At 61.7% G+C, this 19,779-nt stretch carries 18 protein-coding genes; 7 read left to right on the top strand and 11 right to left on the bottom strand.

Annotated features, from left to right (window positions below):
* Positions 1–16: 16 nt before the first annotated feature.
* Positions 17–451, bottom strand: coding sequence for a phage infection protein (locus tag QMK47_RS11125; RefSeq protein ID WP_214509029.1), 435 nt, complete (start codon positions 449–451; stop codon positions 17–19).
* A 194-nt stretch (positions 452–645) separates the two neighbouring features.
* Between QMK47_RS11125 and QMK47_RS11130 the strand changes: the two genes are divergently transcribed.
* On the top strand, positions 646–1,275 hold the full coding sequence (locus QMK47_RS11130) for a glutathione S-transferase family protein (RefSeq protein ID WP_320390193.1): 630 nt from the start codon (positions 646–648) through the stop codon (positions 1,273–1,275).
* A 96-nt stretch (positions 1,276–1,371) separates the two neighbouring features.
* On the opposite strand, the gene QMK47_RS11135 is transcribed toward QMK47_RS11130, so the two are convergent.
* From QMK47_RS11135 to QMK47_RS11155, 5 genes are all read right to left on the bottom strand, one after another.
* Positions 1,372–1,908 carry a PqiC family protein gene (locus QMK47_RS11135; protein ID WP_320390194.1) on the bottom strand — a complete coding sequence of 179 codons (537 nt, stop codon included), beginning with the start codon at positions 1,906–1,908 and terminating at the stop codon, positions 1,372–1,374.
* Positions 1,909–1,925: 17 nt separating this feature from the next.
* Positions 1,926–3,584, bottom strand: a complete 1,659-nt coding sequence (locus tag QMK47_RS11140; RefSeq protein ID WP_214509032.1) for an intermembrane transport protein PqiB — start codon at positions 3,582–3,584, stop codon at positions 1,926–1,928.
* Positions 3,565–4,209, bottom strand: a complete 645-nt coding sequence (locus tag QMK47_RS11145; RefSeq protein ID WP_027912575.1) for a paraquat-inducible protein A — start codon at positions 4,207–4,209, stop codon at positions 3,565–3,567. The genes QMK47_RS11140 and QMK47_RS11145 overlap by 20 nt, the downstream gene beginning before the upstream one ends.
* An 11-nt stretch (positions 4,210–4,220) precedes the next feature.
* Positions 4,221–4,817, bottom strand: coding sequence for a paraquat-inducible protein A (locus QMK47_RS11150; protein ID WP_214509033.1), 597 nt, complete (start codon positions 4,815–4,817; stop codon positions 4,221–4,223).
* 69 nt (positions 4,818–4,886) lie between these two features.
* Positions 4,887–5,327 (bottom strand): CBS domain-containing protein, encoded by a 441-nt coding sequence (locus tag QMK47_RS11155; protein ID WP_003200075.1) that lies wholly within the window; start codon positions 5,325–5,327, stop codon positions 4,887–4,889.
* 322 nt (positions 5,328–5,649) lie between these two features.
* On the opposite strand from QMK47_RS11155, the gene QMK47_RS11160 reads away from it, so the two are divergent.
* On the top strand, positions 5,650–8,013 hold the full coding sequence (locus QMK47_RS11160; protein ID WP_253473219.1) for a DNA polymerase II: 2,364 nt from the start codon (positions 5,650–5,652) through the stop codon (positions 8,011–8,013).
* 160 nt (positions 8,014–8,173) lie between these two features.
* On the opposite strand, the gene QMK47_RS11165 is transcribed toward QMK47_RS11160, so the two are convergent.
* The gene (locus QMK47_RS11165; protein WP_258690792.1) at positions 8,174–8,995 is read right to left on the bottom strand and encodes an aldo/keto reductase; all 822 of its coding nucleotides are present in this window, start codon (positions 8,993–8,995) and stop codon (positions 8,174–8,176) included.
* Positions 8,996–9,181: 186 nt separating this feature from the next.
* Positions 9,182–10,333, bottom strand: a complete 1,152-nt coding sequence (locus QMK47_RS11170; RefSeq protein ID WP_258690793.1) for an aldose epimerase family protein — start codon at positions 10,331–10,333, stop codon at positions 9,182–9,184.
* Between the two features lie 298 nt (positions 10,334–10,631).
* Here QMK47_RS11170 and QMK47_RS11175 point away from each other — a divergent pair, with 298 nt between their 5' ends.
* The 3 genes from QMK47_RS11175 to QMK47_RS11185 all read left to right on the top strand — a co-directional run bounded on the left by QMK47_RS11175 (position 10,632) and on the right by QMK47_RS11185 (position 13,090).
* Positions 10,632–11,381, top strand: coding sequence for a hypothetical protein (locus QMK47_RS11175; RefSeq protein WP_003200082.1), 750 nt, complete (start codon positions 10,632–10,634; stop codon positions 11,379–11,381).
* A 107-nt stretch (positions 11,382–11,488) separates the two neighbouring features.
* Positions 11,489–12,274 carry a sulfite exporter TauE/SafE family protein gene (locus QMK47_RS11180; protein WP_057447799.1) on the top strand — a complete coding sequence of 262 codons (786 nt, stop codon included), beginning with the start codon at positions 11,489–11,491 and terminating at the stop codon, positions 12,272–12,274.
* A gap of 267 nt (positions 12,275–12,541) precedes the next feature.
* Complete coding sequence (locus tag QMK47_RS11185; protein WP_214509349.1) at positions 12,542–13,090, top strand: DUF4174 domain-containing protein; 549 nt, start codon at positions 12,542–12,544, stop codon at positions 13,088–13,090.
* 234 nt (positions 13,091–13,324) lie between these two features.
* Here the strand turns inward: QMK47_RS11185 and ampC are convergent, their stop codons facing one another.
* Positions 13,325–14,473, bottom strand: coding sequence for a class C beta-lactamase (ampC, locus tag QMK47_RS11190; RefSeq protein ID WP_320390195.1), 1,149 nt, complete (start codon positions 14,471–14,473; stop codon positions 13,325–13,327).
* A 226-nt stretch (positions 14,474–14,699) separates the two neighbouring features.
* Here ampC and QMK47_RS11195 point away from each other — a divergent pair, with 226 nt between their 5' ends.
* A complete protein-coding gene (locus QMK47_RS11195; RefSeq protein WP_253473231.1) occupies positions 14,700–15,578 on the top strand; it encodes a Dyp-type peroxidase in 879 nt (292 codons plus the stop codon).
* A 79-nt stretch (positions 15,579–15,657) separates the two neighbouring features.
* Complete coding sequence (locus QMK47_RS11200) at positions 15,658–16,404, top strand: SDR family oxidoreductase (protein ID WP_253473233.1); 747 nt, start codon at positions 15,658–15,660, stop codon at positions 16,402–16,404.
* Positions 16,405–16,547: 143 nt separating this feature from the next.
* Here the strand turns inward: QMK47_RS11200 and mapR are convergent, their stop codons facing one another.
* The gene (gene mapR / locus QMK47_RS11205) at positions 16,548–17,957 is read right to left on the bottom strand and encodes a GntR family transcriptional regulator MpaR (RefSeq protein WP_253473236.1); all 1,410 of its coding nucleotides are present in this window, start codon (positions 17,955–17,957) and stop codon (positions 16,548–16,550) included.
* Positions 17,958–18,125: 168 nt separating this feature from the next.
* Entirely contained in the window at positions 18,126–19,538 is a 1,413-nt protein-coding gene (gene ccoG, locus QMK47_RS11210) for a cytochrome c oxidase accessory protein CcoG (protein ID WP_253473239.1), read from the bottom strand.
* Positions 19,539–19,779: the final 241 nt, after the last annotated feature.

Raw genomic sequence — 19,779 nt, forward strand, 5'->3', positions numbered from 1 at the left:
GTTGCATTCAAGCAACTCATGCGTGGTTTTCGATCAGGCGATCAGAGCCACCTTCAGCGACACGACGTTCCAGCAGGCGATCGGCACCGCCTTCAGCGACGCGGTTTTCGATCAGGCGGTCGGAGCCACCTTCAGCGACACGACGTTCCAGCAAGCGATCGGCACCGCCTTCAGCGACGCGGTTTTCGATCAGGCGGTCGGAGCCACCCTCAGCGACACGACGTTCCAGCAAGCGATCGGCACCGCCTTCAGCGACGCGGTTTTCGATCAGGCGGTCGGAGCCACCTTCAGCGACACGACGTTCCAGCAGGCGATCGGCACCGCCTTCAGCGACGCGGTTTTCGATCAGGCGATCAGAACCGCCTTCGGCGACGACGGGTTGGGAGGAGGCGGCAAATACGTTGGCGGCCAGTACGGAGAAAGCGAGGCTGAGGATGACTTGGCGTTTCATGATGGTGTGCTCCGGGGGTGCAGTGGTTTGTGTGGGGCCATTGTTGTCCCGGGCGATCATCAAGAGAACTTCATTGACATGATGGTGAACATCGACGGCAGTGATAGCTCGTTGGCCCGCTACCGGTCAGCTTGATGGAACACTGAGGGGCTGGCGGGCTCTACCGGCATAACGCTTATGCAGGAGGTACGTTCATGTATCAGTTATTCGGTTGCAGGCAATCCGGTTCTTCGGCGGTGGAGGTTGCCCTGTGTCTTTGTGAGGTGGCTTATCGGCGGGTCGATGCCTATTCGACGCAAGACAACGATGCGGCAAAAGAGCTCGAGGCACTCAACCCTCTGAAGCAGGTGCCGACCCTGCAGTTGCCGGATGGCTCGGTGCTGACCGAAGCGGCGGCGATCCTGATTCACCTCGGGTTGACCTTCCCCGCATCGAAGCTGCTCCCGCAAGACCCGGCCCAGCGTGCGCAAGCCATACGAGGCCTTGTCTACATCGCGGCAAATTGCTACACGCCCATCGGCATTATCGATTTTCCGGAGCGCTGGCTGGACGACGCGGATGAAGCGACTCGGCAGCGATTGATATCTGGCACGCAGCAACGGCTGTATCGCAACTGGGCGTTGTTTGCCGACCAGTTCCCGGCCCGACCTTTTCTAGGCGGTGAGGAACCGGGGGCGCTGGATATCCTGGCGGCCGTGATCACGAAGTGGAGAAACACGCGGGAGGCAATGCTGAGCGCCCGTCCGGCGTTCTACGAATTGTTGGAACGCATCGACCGCCATCCACGCGTGGCGCCGGTGCTGTCGCTGCATTGGCCATTGTAGGAGCTGTCGAGCGAAGCGAGGCTGCGATCTTTCCCCTGACGCTTGAGTCTCAAGCGAAAGATCAAAAGATCGCAGCTTTCGGCAGCTCCTACAGGGTCAAGGACAGGCTTTGCGTGCAGCCGCCTGCTCAACGAGGTCGACAAATTGCCGGACATTCTCCTGATGCGCCGTCACCAGCTCGTCGATACTGGCGCCTGCCGGTGTCTGCAGGCTGCTGCGGCACGTGAGGGGGCGGGCGTCGTTGCCCAGGTTGCGCAGGCGCCATTGCACATCCATGCGGGCATAGCGGCCAGGGATCGAGTCGAAACGTTGCACGTCTACCCGCAGCAATGATTTCGGTGCGCCAGGGTTGCTCAGTTGTTCGTCCAGGCTACTGTGCAGTTCATCGGCCAGACTGGCGCCCCACCATTCGGTTTCCAGGATCGCCAACCCGCTGTTGCCCTGGCGAATGACCATCTGGGTGCGATCCACCTGGGGTGGGACGCTGACCTGTTCGATCTGGATGTCCACGCTGGAGCGCGATTGGCCTGTCGGTTGAGCCGGGCTCAGGGTGTGGTAGTGGATCGGATCGCTGCGGCAGGCGCCGAGCAGCAATGCCACGGCAACCAGGGTGAGTTTCAGCGTGAGTGGCATGGGGCGCGCTCCTGTGATCATTCTTTCACCGGCAATGTGAGGTTCTGCGCCGGTGCGTCCTTGGGACGGCCGCGAAGCAGCGATTCGGGATGGCGGCTCAGGTAGTCCGACAGTTCGCGCAGCGAGCGCGACATGCGCCCCAGGTCGTCCAGGGTCTGGGTCAGTTGTTCGCGCTGCGGTGAATCTTCGGCCAGGGTCGAGTTGGCCGATTGCAGGGTCTTGCTGACGTCATGCAAGGTACTTTGTACGCCCGGCAGGGTCTTGCTGTTGAACTGGGTCAGGCCTTTGCGCAGCTCCACCAGGTTGCCATCCAGGTTGCCGGCAATGCTCTCCAGTGGCAGTTTGTTGATCCGCTCGATCATCGCCTGCAGTTGTTCCTGCAGTTGCTGGAGGCTGCCCGGGATGGTCGGAATACGCACGGGCCGGGCGCTTGGGTCGAAGGCGACTTTTTCCGCCTTGGGGTAGAAATCCAGCGAGATGTACAACTGCCCGGTCAGCAGGTTGCCGCTGCGGGCCTGGGCGCGCAGGCCCCTCTCGACGAAGCTGCCGATCAGGCGGGCGCCAGCGGCTTCGTCGTCTGGATTGTGATTGAGCGACTTGAGCAGTTTTTCATGGGCCTTGCCCAGGCGTTGCGGGTAGATCACCACGCCGACATTGACCGGAAAGCTGCGCTGTTTCTCATCGAAATCCAGATGGATGGCCACCACCCTGCCGACTTCCACCCCGAGGAACTCCACCGGCGCACCGACGCGCAAGCCGCGCAGTGCCTGATCGAAGCGCAGGGCCAGGTATTGCGCCTTGCCATCGGGCGGGGCGAGGGCGCTCTGCTGGTCGGCAAACAGCTCGTAGGTCTTGTCCTCGCTGGCGGGAACGTCGTTGGGGCTGTACTCCGGCGCCCGAAACGCAATGCCGCCCAGCAGCAGGGCCGAGAGCGATTCGGTCTTGACCGCGAAACCATTGGCGCCGACGTTCACGTCCACGCCGCTGACGTTCCAGAACCGGGTGTTTTCGGTGACGTACACATCGTTGGGCGCGTTGACGAATACGTCGATGTTGACGCCTTTGCCCTCGGCGTCCAGGGCGTAGGACACCACTTGGCCCACCGGGATCTTGCGCAGGTACACCGGCGAGCCGATGTCCAGCGAGCCGAGGTCCTGGGAGTGCAGGGTGAAGCGCTTGCCCGGTTCGCCGTAGGTGATGGGGGGCGGGTTCTCCAGGCCGGTGAAGGACTTGGCACGCACTTTCGACTGGCCGGCGTCGGCGCCGATGAAATCCCCCGACAGCAAGGTGTCGATCCCCGAGATACCGCCGGCCCCGATGCGTGGCCGTACGACCCAGAACACCGAGTCTTCGTGAGTGAAGGTGTCGGCTGTCTTGGCGAGCTTGACCGTGGCGGTGACGTTCTTCTGGTCCTCGCTCAGTTGCACGTCGGTGACCTGGCCGATGACCACGTTGCGATATTTCACCTGGGTCTTGTTGGCGGTAAGGCCCTGGCCGGTCTTGAAGGTGATGGTGATGGTCGGGCCTTCCTGCAGCCAGTTGTGGACCACCAGGGAAATGCCCACCAGCACCGCGATGATCGGCACGATCCACACCAGCGATACCGTCCAGCGGCGGGTGGTGACGTGGGCGCGGCCGGGTGCGGGTTGCTGCCCGTCAGTGGCTTGCGACTTCATCCATGACCTCCTCGGATGGTTGGGTATCCCAGATCAGCCGGGGATCGAAACTCATGGCCGACAGCATGGTGAACAGCACCACGAGGCCGAAGAACAGGATGCCCGGTCGTGGTTCGATGTCGCTCAATGCCTGGAACTTGACCAGGGCCGCCACCAGGGCCACCACCAGCACATCGAGCATCGACCAGTAGCCGATGACTTCCACCAACCGGTACAGCTTCGCCCGCTGGACCTGGGCCCAGGTGCTGCGCCGCTGTGCGGTCACCAGCAACAGGGTCAGCACCACGAACTTGATGCCGGGCACCGCGATGCTGGCGATGAAGATAATCAGGGCGATGTCCCAGGCGCCACTTTGCCAGAACTCGATGACGCCGCTGATGATGGTGCTGTCGGCACCCTCGCCGAGCATCTGGGTATTCATGACCGGCAGCAGGTTGGCCGGGATGTAGAACACCAGCGCGGCCAGCATGTAGGCCCAGGTGCGGGTGATGGCGTCGGGTTTGCGTCGATGCAGGGCGGCGTCGCAGCGGGGGCAGGTCTGGGGCTCGTCGGTCATGTCGCAGGCCAGGCCGCAGCTGTGGCACAGGCACAGGTCCAGGTCGCGGGCCTCTGGCGGGGTGTCCAGCGGCTGGCCGTTCACAGGCTGTCCCACAGGTCGCGGACATCGCGCCCGGCAATGCGGATCATCAGCAGGCTCAAGGCCGCCAGGGCGAACAGGCCGATGCCCGGGAGCACGTCCAGCAGGCCGGCGAGCTTGATCACCGCCACCAGCGCGCCCAGCAGGCACACTTCCAGCATGCTCCAGGGCCGCAGGGTTTCCAGGCTGCGCATGCACAGGTTGAACCCCGGTGCCCGCCGCTGGAGGTAGGCATGGCCCAGTACCCAGAGCAGAAGCGCCAATTGAAAGGCCGGTGCAATGATGATCGCCACCGCTGTCACCAGGGCGATGAAGGTGATCGGCCCCTGGCTCAGCGCCACGATGGAATCCCATAACGTCGCGCTGTTGCTCAGGCCCTGGAGGCGGATGCTCATGATCGGGTAGATGTTGGCGAAGGCCCACAGCACCGCGGCCGTCACGCTCAAGGCCAGGCGCTGCTCGATGGTCAGGCCGTTGTAGCGCTGGATCACCGCGTGGCAGCGCACGCACGAAGATTTCTGATGCGGGAGGAGCACCACCGGCTCGTACACCGCATCGCAATGTTCACAAATGATCAGTCGGTCGGTGTCGGCCATCGGGATGCTCGCAGGAACAACCCCTTCAATATAGAAGTGCCTTGAGAATGAGCAACCCGGCCGAACGGATCATTCCCCGCGAATGTATTGCTCCAGTTGTTTGATCAGATCGGCCTGTTCGGCGATGGCTTCCTTGACCAGGTCGCCGATGGACAGCAGGCCGACCAGTTTGCCGTCCTCTACCACTGGCAAATGCCGCAGGTGTTTTTCGGTCATGATGCTCAGGCAGGTCTCGACGTTCTGGTGAGGGTCGATGGTGATCACGGGGGAGACCATGATGTCACTGACCTTCGTGCCCACCGATGAGCGCCCGCGCAAGACCATTTTGCGGGCATAGTCGCGCTCGCTGATGATCCCCAGCACTTCATCGTTCTTCACCACCAGCAAGGCACCGACGTTCTTCTCGGCCATGCGCATCAGGGCCTGCAATACCATGTCGTCCGGTGAGATGGTGTGCACTTGCTGGTTCTTCTCGTCTTTTATCCGGAGCAACTGCGCGACGGTTTTCATGGGGGGCCTCGGGTGTTGTTTTTGCTGGTTGTTAAAGCATCGTAGACCCAACGGCGCAGAGCAAGCGGTAAAGCGGCGGCCAGTCGTCCAAAAGCGTCATTGCCGGTGAATTTCCCGCGAACTACGGGTGGGCGCTGTTGTGGCGAGGGAGCTTGCTCCCGCTCGATCGCGCAGCGATCGCAAAAAAAGGGGCCGCTACGCAGCCCAGCGGGAGCAAGCTCCCTCGCCACAAAAATGCAGGTGGGTGGTGTGTCAGTTGGGCAGGTGAAGTTCCCTCGCCACAGGTAGAATCGTCGCCTACGTAGAATTCGAGGTTGCAGCGGTGGATTTACAGCAGGGCTTCGTCCTGACCCGGCATTGGCGCGATACCCCGGCCGGCACCGAAGTCGAGTTCTGGCTGGCGACCGACGCCGGTCCCCGGCGCGTGCGCCTGCCCGTGCAAACGTCGGTGGCCTTTGTGCCGCAGATCCAGCGCGGCCAGCTCGAAGCCTTGTTGCAAGGGGAGAAGGAGGTAGAACTACGCCCCCTGGACCTGCTGGATTTCGAGCATCGTCCGGTGCTGGGGCTGTATTGCCAGCAACACGCCCAACTGATGCGCCTGGACAGCACCTTGCGCCGCGCCGGTGTGGAGGTGTTCGAGGCGGACATCCGGCCGCCGGAGCGCTACCTGATGGAGCGCTTCATCACCGCCCCGGTCTGGTTTGGCGGTACGCCGGCCGCCGATGGCCTGCTGGTCGATGCCCAGATGAAACCGGCGCCCGAATACCGTCCACCATTGCGCCTGGTGTCCCTGGACATCGAAACCACCGCCCAGGGCGAATTGTATTCCATCGCCCTGGAGGGTTGCGGCGAGCGCCAGGTCTACATGCTCGGGCCGCCCAATGGCGACGATAGTGGCGTGGATTTCCAGCTGGAATACTGCGAATCACGCACGGTGTTGCTGAAAAAACTCAACGACTGGCTCGCCCGTTTCGACCCTGACGCTATCATCGGCTGGAACCTGGTGCAGTTCGACCTGCGGGTGTTGCATGAACACGCCCGGCGCCTGGCGGTGCCGTTGCGCCTGGGGCGTGGTGGCGAAGAGATGCAATGGCGCGAGCACGGCGCGCGCAAGAATCACTTCTTCGCCTCGGCCGCTGGCCGGTTGATCATCGACGGTATCGAGTCCCTGCGTTCGGCGACCTGGAGTTTCCCCTCGTTCAGCCTGGAAAACGTCGCCCAGACGCTGCTGGGGGAGGGCAAGTCCATCGATAACCCGTACCAGCGCATGGACGAGATCAATCGCATGTTCGCCGAGGACAAGCCGGCCCTGGCCCGCTACAACCTCAAGGACTGTGAACTGGTGACGCGGATCTTCGCCAAGACCGAGCTGCTCAAGTTCCTCTTGGAGCGGGCCAGCGTCACCGGTCTGCCGGCAGACCGCAGCGGGGGCTCGGTGGCGGCCTTCACGCACCTGTACATGCCGCTGATGCATCGCCAAGGGTTTGTTGCACCCAACCTGGGCCAGCGCCCGCCCGAGGCCAGCCCGGGTGGGTTTGTCATGGACTCCCAACCGGGCCTCTACGAGTCGGTGCTGGTGCTGGACTACAAGAGCCTGTACCCATCGATCATCCGCACCTTCCTGATTGACCCGGTGGGCTTGATCGAAGGGCTGCGCCACCCGGATGACCAGGAATCGGTGCCAGGCTTTCGCGGGGCGCGCTTCTCCCGTACTCGACATTGCCTGCCGGCCATCGTGGCGCGGATCTCCGAAGGCCGGGAAACCGCCAAGCGCGAGCACAATGCGCCGCTGTCCCAAGCGTTGAAAATCATCATGAACGCCTTTTATGGCGTGCTCGGTTCCAGTGGCTGCCGTTTCTTCGACACGCGCCTGGCCTCGTCCATCACCCTGCGTGGTCACCAGATCATGCAGCACACCCGCCAGTTGATCGAAGCCCAGGGGCATGTGGTGATCTATGGCGATACCGATTCCACGTTCGTCTGGTTGCGCCGTGCCCATGGCCAGGAGGAAGCGGCCAGGATCGGTCGCGAGTTGGTGGCCCACGTCAACCAATGGTGGCGTGAGCAGGTGCGTGATGAGTTCGGGCTGGAGAGTGCGCTGGAGCTGCAGTTCGAAACGCATTTCAAGCGCTTTCTGATGCCGACTATCCGCGGCGCCGAGGAGGGCAGCAAAAAACGCTACGCCGGATTGGTAACCCGTGCCGATGGCAGCGACGAAATTGTCTACAAGGGCCTGGAAACCGTGCGCACCGACTGGTCGCCGCTGGCCCGGCAATTCCAGCAGGAGCTGTACGGGCGGATCTTCCACCGAAAGCCCTATCAGGATTATGTGCGCGATTATGTGCAGCAGACCCTGTCCGGTGCGTTCGATGAACGGTTGGTCTACCGCAAGCGCCTGCGTCGGCCGCTGGAAGACTATGAGCGCAACGTCCCACCCCATGTGCGGGCCGCGCGGTTGGCTGATGAGTTCAACCAGCGTCAGGGCCGGCCGCGGCAATACCAGAATGGCGGCTGGATCAGCTACGTCATCACCGTTGCCGGCCCCGAGCCGCTGGAAATCCGCAGCGCGTCAATCGATTACGACCACTACGTGACCAAACAGCTACAGCCGGTGGCGGATGCGATCCTGCCGTTTGTGGACGATGATTTCTCGACGTTGGTGGGCGGGCAGATGGGGTTGTTCTGAAATTCCCTGGGTTTATCCCCTGTGGGAGCAAGGCTTGCCCGCGATACGGACGCCTCGTTCCCCCAGGACACCGCGTCGTCTTCATCGCGGGCAAGCCTTGCTCCCACAGATAAACTCCCTTGCCACAAGTCAGTGTGAATCCCTGAGGTTGAGTGGGTCTTTAGACCATCGCCAACCGCTGCTTGCCCTGGGGCTGGGGAAATATCAGGTCGAGGGCTGCCAGGTCCTGCGGTTCCAGCTTGAGGTTGGCCGCTTCGGCATTCAAACGCACATGCTCAGGCTTCACGGCCTTGGGAATGGCAATCACATTGTTCTGGCGCAACAGCCAGGCCAGTGCTATCTGCGCCGGTGTGGCGCGGTGGCGTTCGGCGATCTGTCCCAGGGTGTGATCCTTGAGCAGGTGCCCGCCCTGGCCGACCGGGCAGTAGGCCATGACGGGCATGGACTGGCGCTGGCACCAGGGCAGCAGGTCGAATTCGATGCCGCGTTCCTGCAGGTTATACAGCACCTGGTTGGTCGCGCAGGCCGGCGCGGCCAGCTCTTCGAGGTCAGCCACATCGAAGTTCGAGACGCCCCAACGGCCGATCTTGCCTTCTTCGCGCAGCCGCTCGAAGGCTTCGACGGTTTCGGCCAGCGGGTATTGGCCGCGCCAGTGCAACAGATAAAGGTCGATGTAATCGGTGTCGAGCCGCCGCAGACTGCGTTCACAGGCCAGGGGAATGCCTTTGCGACTGGCGTTGTGAGGGTAGACTTTGCTCACCAGGAAAACCTGGTCCCGCAGACCGGTGATCGCTTCGCCAACGACGGTCTCGGCACCGCCTTCGGCATACATCTCCGCCGTGTCGATCAGGGTCATGCCCAATTCGACTCCCAATCGCAGGGCAGCCACTTCTTTCTTGTGGTGAGACGGTTCCTCACCCATGCGCCAGGTGCCCTGGCCAATGACCGGTACGGACACACCCGCCAATTCCAGCGTCCTCATGCCTTTCTCCTGTTGTGCTGATCGATAATCCAATGGACAGCAGGATAGTCGTAGGAGCTGGCGAAGGCTCGGGCCGCGTTCGGATGATCTTTTGATCTTTCGATCTTTCGCCCCAGACTCAATTGCCTGGGGAAAGATCGCAGCCTCGCTTCGCTCGTCAGCTCCTACGGGTGTTGCGCAGCTTTTCTATTTTGCGGAGAACTTCAACACCATGGTCTGGGTGTAGGTCTGGCCCGGATCAAGCCGCGTCGAGGGGAAGTTCGGCTGGTTGGGCGAGTCAGGGTAATGCTGGGTTTCCAGGGTGAACGCGCCCCAATGCGGATAGACCTTGCCTTGCTTGCCCTTGACGGTGCCGTCGAGGAAGTTGCTGGTGTAGAACTGCACGCCAGGCTCGGTGGTGTAGAGCTGCAGGCGGCGTCCGGAGTCTGTGTCATACACTTCGGCGGCCAGTTTGTTCACGTCGCCCTTGGCGTCCAGTGCCCAGTTGAAATCGAAGCCGCCTTGTTTCGGTTCGGCGAATTTGAGTTGTGGGTGATCGGCCTTGATATGGGTGCCGATGGCGGTGGGTTGAGTGAAGTCCATCGGTGTGCCGGCCACGGGGGCCAGTTCGCCGGTGGGAATGAGCTTGCCGGTGACCGGTGTGTAATGGGCCGCGTGCAGGGTCGCGAGCTGCTCGAGTATGTCGCCGTTGCCCGCCCCGGCCAGGTTGAAATAGCTGTGGTTGGTCAGGTTCAGCACTGTGGGCTTGTCGGTGGTGGCCTTGTACTCGATGCGCAACTCGTTCTGTTCGTTGAGGCTGTAAGTGACGTCGGTCTTCAGTGCACCGGGGAAACCCATCTCGCCATCGGGTGACAAGTAGGTCAGGGTGACGCCCACCGAGTCCTTGGCATTGTGCGGCTGGGCCTTCCAGACGCGCTTGTCGAACCCTTGCGGCCCGCCGTGCAAGGAATTGCCATGGTCGTTCTGCGGCACCTGGTAACGCTTGCCGTCCAGCTCGAAGGCGCCGTCGGCCAGGCGATTGCCGAAGCGGCCGATGGTCGCGCCGAAATACACGCTGCCGTTCTTCTGGTAACCCTGCACGTCGTCGAAGCCGAGCACGATGTCGGCGGCCTTGCCGTTTTTGTCCGGCACGCTCAATGACTGGAGGATGCCGCCGTAGGTGATGACCGTGGCCTCCATGCCGTGACTGTTGCGCAGCACGAATTTTTCCACGGCTGTGCCGTCGTCGGTCTTGCCGAACGCACCGTGTTCGTTAGTCAGGCCAGCAGCGTGGGAAGCCGAGGTGGCGATCATCAGAGACACTCCGAGGGCCGTGAGCAGTTGTCTGGATTCAAGCATGGTATGACCTTCCTTCCTGTTGTTTTGTTGTTGTTTTGAACGCGGGGCGAGTCCGCTACTGGTCGGACAGCGCTGAAGGTTTTTCTGGTTAGTAGTCTTTCTATTTGATGGGTGAGAAGGGATTTATAGCCATAAATAGAGATTTATCAATTAAAAAGTAAGACTAATTGCATGATTTAGTCGTTGCTGAGGGCCGAGGGTTTTCTCCAGGCACTGCACTTTTGTGACTTTTGCCGCTCTATCCATGGCCTGGAAGCGACGACCCCCCATCGCTTCCCCATGCCCAGACCGAGATTCGATGGCCGGTGTTTTTTATTCTGTGACGAGATTGCGCCGCTGCTGCCTGGCATTGTTGGTCGGTGTGTCGATGCTGTTCAGCGGCGGCTGTAGCCATCAGCAGGGGCAGGACATGGTCACGCAGTTCAGCAACGCCAGGCCCCAGGAGTTCTTGCAGACCAGCGTCGATCGCATGGCCACGTTGTCGATGCACGACAACCTGCAAAGCCTCTATCTGCTGATGAACAAGCTGTACCTGCGCAACCCCGAGGAACTGCGCAAGTCCGGTTTTCTCGATGCCCGCACTGCGGAAAAACAGGTGCGCATGGCCATCGAGCAGCAACAGCCCTTGCCGACCCTGGGTGGCAAGAAGGACTTGGCGGCCCTGAGCTACGCCATGAGCCCGGAGTTTCTCGGCGATCGGGTCGGTGCGTTCATCTATGCCATCGGCAGCATGCTGGTCACCGCGCACGGCAATCGCCTCGAGTTCTACATGACCGACACCATCGACCCGCGTTTTGTCAGCAACGCGGCGCGCAATATCGAAAAAGCCACCTGGCTGCTGAGCCAGCGGCAGAACAAGGACGGCAAGCTGTTGCTGTTTTCCAATGAGATTTCGGAGGAGGGCAGCAACCTGAGTTTCGCCGTGGAGTTCGGAAAAATCGTCGCCCGATTGGACCTGCTGACCCAGATGCTCGACGAGCGTTACCGACGGATCGGCTTGAATTACGCCCAGAGCCTGCTGTTCCTCAACTTCCTGCCGGTTCAGTGAAGTGACGGAAAAGGAATAAAGATAGATCACATCGATATAGGGGGTTATAAGAAAAATCGCTATGCTCGCGGCCAGATTTTTCATGCGGTCGTGCTGAGACGGGTTTAATGGATTTCGGTAATGTCGGTTTAGTCGTTGCAGGATTGGTGGTCGGCTTCATTGTTGGGATGACCGGCGTCGGCGGTGGTTCGCTGATGACCCCGATCCTGTTGTGGTTTGGTATCAACCCTGCGACGGCGGTGGGTACGGACCTGCTGTACGCAGCCATTACCAAGTCTGGCGGTGTCCTGGTTCATGCAAAAAATCGCAACATCGATTGGGCGATCACCGGCTGGCTGACGTTGGGCAGCGTGCCGGCGGTCGGCTTGACGCTATGGTTCCTCAGTAGCCTGCACAGCTCCCCCGACGCCATGAACGCGGTGATCAAGCAAGCCTTGGGCTTTGTGTTGTTCGCCACCGCCCTGGCGATCCTGTTCAAGAAGCGCCTGCTGCAATTTGCCCACGACCGCGCTGGCGGCCACTACAACCCCTCCGGTTCGCGCCTCAATGTGTTGACGGTCATCACTGGCCTCGTGCTGGGTACGATGGTCGCCTTGACCTCCATCGGCGCTGGCGCGCTGGGCACTGTCGCGCTGTTCATCCTCTACCCGTTCCTGGTCACCAAGCGCCTGGTGGGCACCGAGATCGCCCACGCCGTGCCGCTGACCCTGGTGGCTGGCCTGGGCCATGCGAGCATGGGCAACATGGACTGGCACATCCTGGGTTTCCTGTTGATCGGTTCGTTGCCGGGGATCTACCTGGGCAGTCACTTGTCGGGACGCATCTCCGACGAACTGCTGCGCCCGTGCCTGGCGGTGATGCTGGCGATGATCGGGTTCAAGCTGGCGTTCTAGAACGGGTCACCTCAAGTCCAATAGTGTGGGAGCGAGCTTGCTCGCGATAACGGTGTGTCAGTCGACTCGATGTTGGCCGTCATGACGCTATCGCGAGCAAGCTCGCTCCCACAATAGTCTCTCCCGACTTCGGCACTCTCCTTGCGGTTGCGCAATGACCCCCCTGGCCTAAGCTTCAAGTCAGGCAGGCGCAGTATTGAGCGACTCTCGCGGAACAATCGCCGCCCTGTGCAATCAGTACAGCGTAAATATCAAAAGGAGAGGCGCATGCTCATTCGGTCGTTGACCTTCGCTACCTTGCTGGCCATCGCCGGCCCCCTGTTCGCTGCCGATGGCGACTCGCCGCTGTTGGCGGACGCAGGCAAGTCACGTCCTCTTGTGGTCATCGCGCCCAGTACGGTCGACCCTTCCTGGGTGAGCCTGAAAAAGGCCTTGGATGAGCCGGCAGGCAAGCAGGGCTTTTCCGAGCGCAACATGGTGCTCTATACCGTGCTCAATACCATTGGGCAGCGCGATGGCAAGGATCTGGATCCGCAAAGCACCATGGCGTTGATTCGCTCGCTGAAGCTGGGAGCCGGAGCGCAGACCAAGATCATCCTGGTGGGCAAGGACGGGGAAAAGAAGCTTGAGCATTCCGGGGCGATCGAACTGAAAGACCTCTTCGATGCCGTCGATAAACTGCCTGCGGCAGAAAAAGAAGCGACACCTCCAGCCCCGCCACCCGCGCCGGAGCCTGCACCGACCAAGGATGCGAAAGGCGCCAAGGCTGGCAAGGCAGTCAAGCCGGCGGGGCCGGCGAAGCCGCTGGATGATTGACTCCCGCTAGCGCCGAGGCCCTTGTGGTGAGGGAGCTTGCTCCCGCTGGGCTGCGCCGTAGGAGCTGTCGAGTGCAACGAGGCTGCGATCTTGTCCCAGACAATTGAGTCGAGAGCGAAAGATCAAGATCAAAAGATCGTCCGAACGCGGCCCGAGCCTTCGGCAGCTCCTACAGGCCCAGCGGGATCAAGCTCCCTCGCCACAGGGAAACTCATCACCCCGAGGCGACATGAGTTATTGGCCGTCCAACGCCATCAGGATCCGATGCGCCGCTTTCACCCGTTCTTCATTCGGGTAGTTTTTGTTGGCTAGCATGACGATCCCCATGTCCTTTCCGGGCACGAACGCCGCGTACGCGCCGAAACCGTTGGTAGATCCTGTCTTGTTGATCCAGGCGCCGTCCGGTGCTGGATGGGGCGGGTTGAGCGGTTCGACTTTTTGTGGGGTCAGGGCCATTTGCGGTGTATTACCAGCGAGCAGCTCATCCAAGGTGAACGGAGCGGGGTAGAACTCCCAGCCCAGCCCCTGATTCATCCCGCCAACCTTGTAGAAACCTGTATGCGTCGTGGCAATCGCTTGCTTCAAATCCGCGTCCAGTTTTTCAGGTCGCAGGTTGGCCTCGAGGAAACGCATCAGGTCCGATGAGCTGGTTTTCACCCCGTAGGCCTCGGAGTCCAAGGCACCCGGCCCGACCCGGACGGGCTTGCCGTCTTTTGCATAGCCTTGGGCGTATCGGCCCGACTGATCCTGCGGCACCCGCACATAGCTGTGCTTGAGGCCCAGCCCTGGCATCAGCGTGCGCTCCATCACCTCGTCAAATGGCCGCGCCAGGCTGCGGGCTGCCAGATAGCCGTACAGGCCGATGCTCGGGTTTGAATAGAGCCGCTGGGTGCCGGCCGGGTAGCGCGGCTTCCAGGTCGTGTAATAACTGAACATCCGGTCCGGATGGTCCGCCTCGGTGGGGAACTGCAACGGCAGGCCACCGGCGGTATAGGTGGCGAGGTTGAGCAGGCTGATGCCGTCGAAGGCGCTGCCACGCAGCTCGGGGGCGAAGCGACTGGCCGGGTCGGCCAGGGACAGCTTGCCCTGGGCTTGGGCATAGGCGCCAAGGGTGGCGGTGAAGGTCTTGCTGATCGAGCCGATTTCGAAGAGGGTCTCGTCGGTGACCGGCTTTTTCGTGTCCTTGGAGGCCACACCGTAGTTGAAGTAATGGCGTTGACCGTTGTAGGTGATCGCCACGGCCATGCCGGCGATGTCCTGTTGCTTCATCAAGGGCTGGATGACGGCATTGACCGTATCTTCAATGCGCTCCTGGGCAAAGCCTACGGGCGTCCCGCAGACCAGGAAAAAAGTCCCGGCGAGTATCGATCTGGCAATTTGCATGGTGCAGCGTTCTCGTTGGCCTTCCTGGAGGGGGTCAATCTAGGGCGTTTCTGGCTGTCCGGCAATCCGAGCTTATCGGGCCGAGACATGTTTCTGAGCAGTCTGACAGGGCTGCGGGAGTCTTCCCACAAAACGGCCCGGTTGCCCGATGCGATCGGACCTCAAGCCAAACCACACAAAGCGGCAGCCGCCGGGTAAACTCGGGACTCTTTCTAAAGGAGTTCACATGAGTTACTACCAGCCCGGCATTCTCGCCACCCCTGTTCCGCCTCAGGCCCGTCATTTGTTTTTTGCCCTGGAATCGGTCGAGGCATTGCCGGCTGCGATAGACAAACTCCTGTTGCTGGTCGATGGGCGGGCCGTGGTCGGCTTTGGTGAATCGCTGGTCCAGGCGCTGGGCGCCCAGGTCGAAGGCCTGCGGGCCTTTCCTGCCTTGGCCGGCGTGGGCGTGGACAACCCCTCGACCCAACACGCGTTGTGGTGCTGGCTGCACGGCGAAGACCGTGGCGAGCTGATGCACCGCAGTCGCGCCATCGAGGCGGCGCTGGCGCCGGCGCTGCGCCTGGTGCAGATGAACGAAACCTTCCGCCATATGAGCGGCCATGACCTGACCGGCTACGAAGACGGCACCGAAAACCCTCACGACGAGGCTGCCATCGCCGCCGCCCTGGCCCAGGGCGCCGATGGGGTGCGCGGTGGCAGTTTCGCCGCGATCCAGCAATGGCAGCACGATCTGGACGGTTTCGCGGCGATGCAACCCCATGAGCGCGACAACATCATGGGCCGTCGCCTGAGCGACAACGAAGAACTCGACGACGCGCCGGAGTCGGCCCACGTCAAGCGCACTGCCCAGGAAAGCTTCGCCCCGGAGGCGTTCGTGGTCCGTCGCTCCATGCCGTGGATTGAAGGCGACCGTGCGGGGCTGATGTTCCTGGCGTTCGGTTTCTCCCTCGATGCCTTCGAGGCACAACTGCGCCGCATGAGTGGCCTGGAGGACGGTATCACCGATGGCCTGTATCGCATGAGCCGGCCAATCACCGGCGGCTATTACTGGTGCCCGCCGCTGTTGGACGGACGCCTGGATCTGCGCGCCCTGGCCCGGTAAGCGCAGCGGTTTGTGCAAAGCGTGACGTGAACGCTATTCTTGGCAGCGCACGTCTATCCGTGGAATGGGGGAAGCAAACGTGGATAAAGTCATCGTCATTACCGGTGGCGGCCGCGGAATCGGGGCGGCCACCGCGCTGTTGGCTGCCGAGCTGGGTTATCGGATCTGCATCAATTACCAGTCCGACGAAAATGCCGCGCAGGATGTGCTCGAACAGGTCCGGGCCAAGGGCGCGCAGGCGATTGCCGTGCGGGCCGACGTGAGCATCGAAGACGAAGTGATCGGCCTGTTCGACCGGGTGGACGCCGAGCTTGGCCGTGTCACCGCCCTGGTGAACAACGCCGGCACGGTCGCGCAGAAATCCCGGCTCGATGAAATGTCCGAATTCCGCATTCTCAAGATCATGAAGACTAACGTGCTAGGGCCGATTCTTTGCGCCAAGCACGCGGTGCTGCGCATGTCGCCCAGGCACGGCGGGCAGGGTGGCAGCATCGTCAACGTCTCGTCGGTGGCCGCGCGCTTGGGCGCACCGGGGGAGTACGTCGATTACGCGGCCTCCAAGGGCGCGCTGGACACCTTCACCATCGGCCTGTCCAAGGAAGTGGCCGGCGAAGGCATTCGCGTCAACGCGGTGCGCCCCGGCTACATCTATACCGATTTCCATGCCCTGAGTGGCGACCCGGACCGGGTCAGCAAGCTGGAATCAGCGATCCCCATGGCTCGGGGCGGGCGTCCGGATGAGGTGGCCGAAGCGATTATCTGGCTGCTGTCGGACAAGGCTTCGTATGCGACCGGGACGTTTGTGGATCTGGGGGGTGGGCGCTGAGTCCTGGGGTGTCTTTTCTGGCGCCATCGCGAGCAAGCTCGCTCCCACAGGAGATCTGCTGAGTAGCTGAGCTATTTATCTCACCGCAAATCCACTGTGGGAGCGAGCTTGCTCGCGATGGCGGTCTGACAGACAACCCAAATTCAAAACGACCGAATAATCCGCCCCAACGTCTCCATGGCCTTTTCCGAGGCCTCGGTCCACGGGCTGCCATAGTTCAAGCGGATGCAATTCCTGAACCGCCGGGTCGGTGAAAAGATCGGGCCCGGCGCGATGCTGATGCCCTGGGCCAGGGCCATCTGGAACAGTTTCAGCGAATCCATCTGCTCCGGCAGCTCCAGCCACAGGAAGTAGCCCCCCGCCGGCTGGCTGACCCGGGTCTGGGCGGGGAAGTAGCGGGCGATGGCGGCGAGCATCGCGCTTTGCTGTTCCTCCAGGGCATAGCGCAGTTTGCGCAGGTGACGGTCGTAGCCGCCGTGTTGCAGGTAGTCGGCGATGGCGGCCTGGGCCGGCATCGAGGCGCACAACGAGGTCATGAGCTTGAGCCGTTCGATCTTCTGCGCGTAGCGCCCGGCGGCGACCCAGCCGATGCGATAACCCGGTGCCAGGCTCTTGGCGAACGAACCGCAATGCATCACCAGCCCTTCGGTGTCGAACGCCTTGGCGGGCTTGGGTGCCTGTTGGCCGTAATAGAGTTCGGCGTACACGTCGTCCTCGATCAGCGGCACCTGATGGCGACGCAGCAGCTCTACCAGCGCCTGTTTGCGCTCCTCGGGCATGGTCGCGCCCATGGGGTTCTGGAAGCTGGTCATGCACCAGCAGGCCTTGATCGGATGGCGCTCCAGTGTCTGCGCCAGCACGTCCAGGTCGATGCCATCGCGGGGGTGGACGGGAATTTCCACGGCCTTGAGCTTCAGGCGCTCCAACACTTGCAGGCTGGCGTAGAACGCTGGCGCTTCGATCGCCACCAGGTCGCCGGGCTCGGTCACGGCTTGCAGGCACAGGTTCAAGGCTTCCAGGGCGCCGTTGGTGACCAGCAGTTCCTCCATGGGCAGCATCAACCCGCCGACCATGTAGCGCAGGGCGATCTGTCGGCGCAAGTGTGGATTGCCCGGCGACATGTCCGTGACCACCATTCGCGGGTCCATGTCCCGTGTTGCGCTGGACAGCGAACGGGACAGCCGTTGCAGTGGGAACAGCATCGGGCTGGGGAATGCCGAGCCGAACGGTACGGTGGCCGGGTCCTTGATCGAGTCGAGGACCGAAAATACCAGTTCACTGACGTCGACTTCGGTGGACTCGTGCACCTGGCTGCTGATCGCAGGCTCCGAAAACGGGCTCGGCGCATGGGTGTTGACGAAGTAGCCGGAGCGCGGCCGGGCCCGGATCATGCCGCGTCGTTCCAGCAGGTAATAGGCCTGGAACACGGTGGATGGGCTGACACCGTAGGTCTGGCTGGCGTAGCGCACCGACGGCACGCGCTGACCTGGCCCCAGCATGCCCGAGCGGATCAGTTCAGCGATGTCGTCGGCAAATTTTTCGTAGCGTTTCATGGTGGGGCCCAGTGAATTTGTGAACTGACTGTGGGAGCGAGTTTGTGGGAGCAAAGCTTGCTCGCGAAGAACGATGACGCGACCTCACTGTTGATTTGTGTCGCCTGTATCGCGAGCAAGCTTTGCTCCCACAGGCTTGCCCTCACAGGTGCCCGGCATCTTACGGGTTCAACGATTCATCGGTGCGACAAAACGGCTCTTGGCCACGCTGTAGATGCCCGGCTCGTCACTGTCGGCAACCTTGAACATCATTTCCTGGGAGCCTTTGCCAGGCCGTTCGCTGAGCATCGCCACCGACACCGGCACATCGACGATTTCACCCGGGGCCAGGCTCAGTTGGGTCTTGCCTTGCAGGATGAAGCCGTCGCCGTCCACCAGGGACAGCTGATAATCCTGGCGCTGTTGGGTCTTGTTGATGATTTTCAAGCTGTAGATGTTCTCGATCTGGCCTGCGCTGTTTTCGCGGAACAGGCCACGGTCCTTGCTGACGTCTAGCGACACCATGGGCCGTTGCATCAGCGCCACGACCAGCGCGCCGATCATCACCAGCAGCACGGCGGTATAGCCGATCAGCCGAGGCCTGAGCAGGTGAGTCTTGCCGCCCTGCAACTGATGTTCGGAGGTGTATTTGATCAGGCCGCGGGCGTAGCCCATCTTGTCCATGATCGAATCGCAGGCATCGATGCAGGCCGCGCAGCCGATGCATTCCATCTGCAGGCCGTCGCGGATGTCGATGCCGGTGGGGCAGACCTGCACGCACATCTGGCAGTCGATGCAGTCGCCCAGGCCAATATTGGCCGGGTTTGCCTCGCGTTTGCGTGGGCCGCGGATTTCACCACGGGCCGCATCGTAGGAAATAGTCAGCGTGTCCTTGTCGAACATCACGCTCTGAAAGCGTGCATAGGGGCACATATGCATGCACACCGCTTCACGCAGCCAGCCGGCGTTGAGGTAGGTGGCTGCGGTAAAGAAAAGCACCCAGAACAGGCTCACGCCGGCCATTTGCAGGGTCAGCAGTTCTTCGGCCAGGGGGCGGATCGGCGTGAAGTACCCCACGAACGTCAGGCCGGTGAGCAGGCTGATGGCCAGCCACAGCGTGTGCTTGGCTGAGCGGCGCAAGAGTTTGTTCAGGCCCCAGGGCGCGGCCTGCAGCTTGATCCGCTGGTTGCGTTCGCCTTCGGTGATTTTCTCGCACCACATGAAGATCCAGGTCCAGGAACTCTGCGGGCAGGTGTAGCCGCACCACACGCGACCGGCAAACACGGTGATCGCAAACAGGCCGAAGGCGGCAATGATCAGCAAGGCCGACAGCAGGATGAAATCCTGGGGCCAGAAGGTCGCGCCAAAGATGTGGAATTTGCTTTCGGAAAGGTCCCAGAGCACCGCCTGGCGGCCGCCCCAGTTCAACCATACCGTGCCGAAGAACAGCAGGAACAGAACCCCCGCACCGCTGATGCGCAGGGTACGAAACAAACCGGTGAAACTGCGGGTGTGGATCAGGTTGTCGGTGCTCCTGGCCTTTATCTTCGTTGGCGCAGGTTCGAACGTCTGTATCAACTGGACGGGGATTCTATCGCTCATGGTCGGTCGCTCATCAGCCTCTATCTGGCCGGCGCACTATGACCATGGAACTGTTTGCATAACAGACTCAGGTGTTTCGATAAAAACCGGATCAGATGCCGCGAAACCCAGGCGCTGCGACACTTTGATGCACCCACGGACGAACGAACAATCCCTGTGGCAAAGGGATCTGTGGGAGCAAAGCTTGCTCGCGATACAGGCACCTCGGTTCAGGAGGTACCGTGTTGTTTGCATCGCGAGC

Source organism: Pseudomonas sp. P9_35, assembly GCF_034008205.1.
GTDB lineage: Bacteria > Pseudomonadota > Gammaproteobacteria > Pseudomonadales > Pseudomonadaceae > Aquipseudomonas > Aquipseudomonas kilonensis.

What these genes read in the sequence shown, in the direction of transcription:
- QMK47_RS11185 (WP_214509349.1), top strand. Translation starts at nt 12,542, where the DNA reads ATGCTCATTCGGTCGTTGACCTTCGCTACCTTGCTGGCCATCGCCGGC.
- QMK47_RS11135 (WP_320390194.1), bottom strand. Translation starts at nt 1,908, where the DNA reads ATGCCACTCACGCTGAAACTCACCCTGGTTGCCGTGGCATTGCTGCTC.
- QMK47_RS11165 (WP_258690792.1), bottom strand. Translation starts at nt 8,995, where the DNA reads ATGAGGACGCTGGAATTGGCGGGTGTGTCCGTACCGGTCATTGGCCAG.
- mapR (WP_253473236.1), bottom strand. Translation starts at nt 17,957, where the DNA reads ATGAAACGCTACGAAAAATTTGCCGACGACATCGCTGAACTGATCCGC.
- QMK47_RS11155 (WP_003200075.1), bottom strand. Translation starts at nt 5,327, where the DNA reads ATGAAAACCGTCGCGCAGTTGCTCCGGATAAAAGACGAGAAGAACCAG.
- QMK47_RS11130 (WP_320390193.1), top strand. Translation starts at nt 646, where the DNA reads ATGTATCAGTTATTCGGTTGCAGGCAATCCGGTTCTTCGGCGGTGGAG.
- ccoG (WP_253473239.1), bottom strand. Translation starts at nt 19,538, where the DNA reads ATGAGCGATAGAATCCCCGTCCAGTTGATACAGACGTTCGAACCTGCG.
- QMK47_RS11170 (WP_258690793.1), bottom strand. Translation starts at nt 10,333, where the DNA reads ATGCTTGAATCCAGACAACTGCTCACGGCCCTCGGAGTGTCTCTGATG.
- ampC (WP_320390195.1), bottom strand. Translation starts at nt 14,473, where the DNA reads ATGCAAATTGCCAGATCGATACTCGCCGGGACTTTTTTCCTGGTCTGC.
- QMK47_RS11150 (WP_214509033.1), bottom strand. Translation starts at nt 4,817, where the DNA reads ATGGCCGACACCGACCGACTGATCATTTGTGAACATTGCGATGCGGTG.
- QMK47_RS11125 (WP_214509029.1), bottom strand. Translation starts at nt 451, where the DNA reads ATGAAACGCCAAGTCATCCTCAGCCTCGCTTTCTCCGTACTGGCCGCC.
- QMK47_RS11180 (WP_057447799.1), top strand. Translation starts at nt 11,489, where the DNA reads ATGGATTTCGGTAATGTCGGTTTAGTCGTTGCAGGATTGGTGGTCGGC.
- QMK47_RS11140 (WP_214509032.1), bottom strand. Translation starts at nt 3,584, where the DNA reads ATGAAGTCGCAAGCCACTGACGGGCAGCAACCCGCACCCGGCCGCGCC.
- QMK47_RS11175 (WP_003200082.1), top strand. Translation starts at nt 10,632, where the DNA reads ATGGCCGGTGTTTTTTATTCTGTGACGAGATTGCGCCGCTGCTGCCTG.
- QMK47_RS11195 (WP_253473231.1), top strand. Translation starts at nt 14,700, where the DNA reads ATGAGTTACTACCAGCCCGGCATTCTCGCCACCCCTGTTCCGCCTCAG.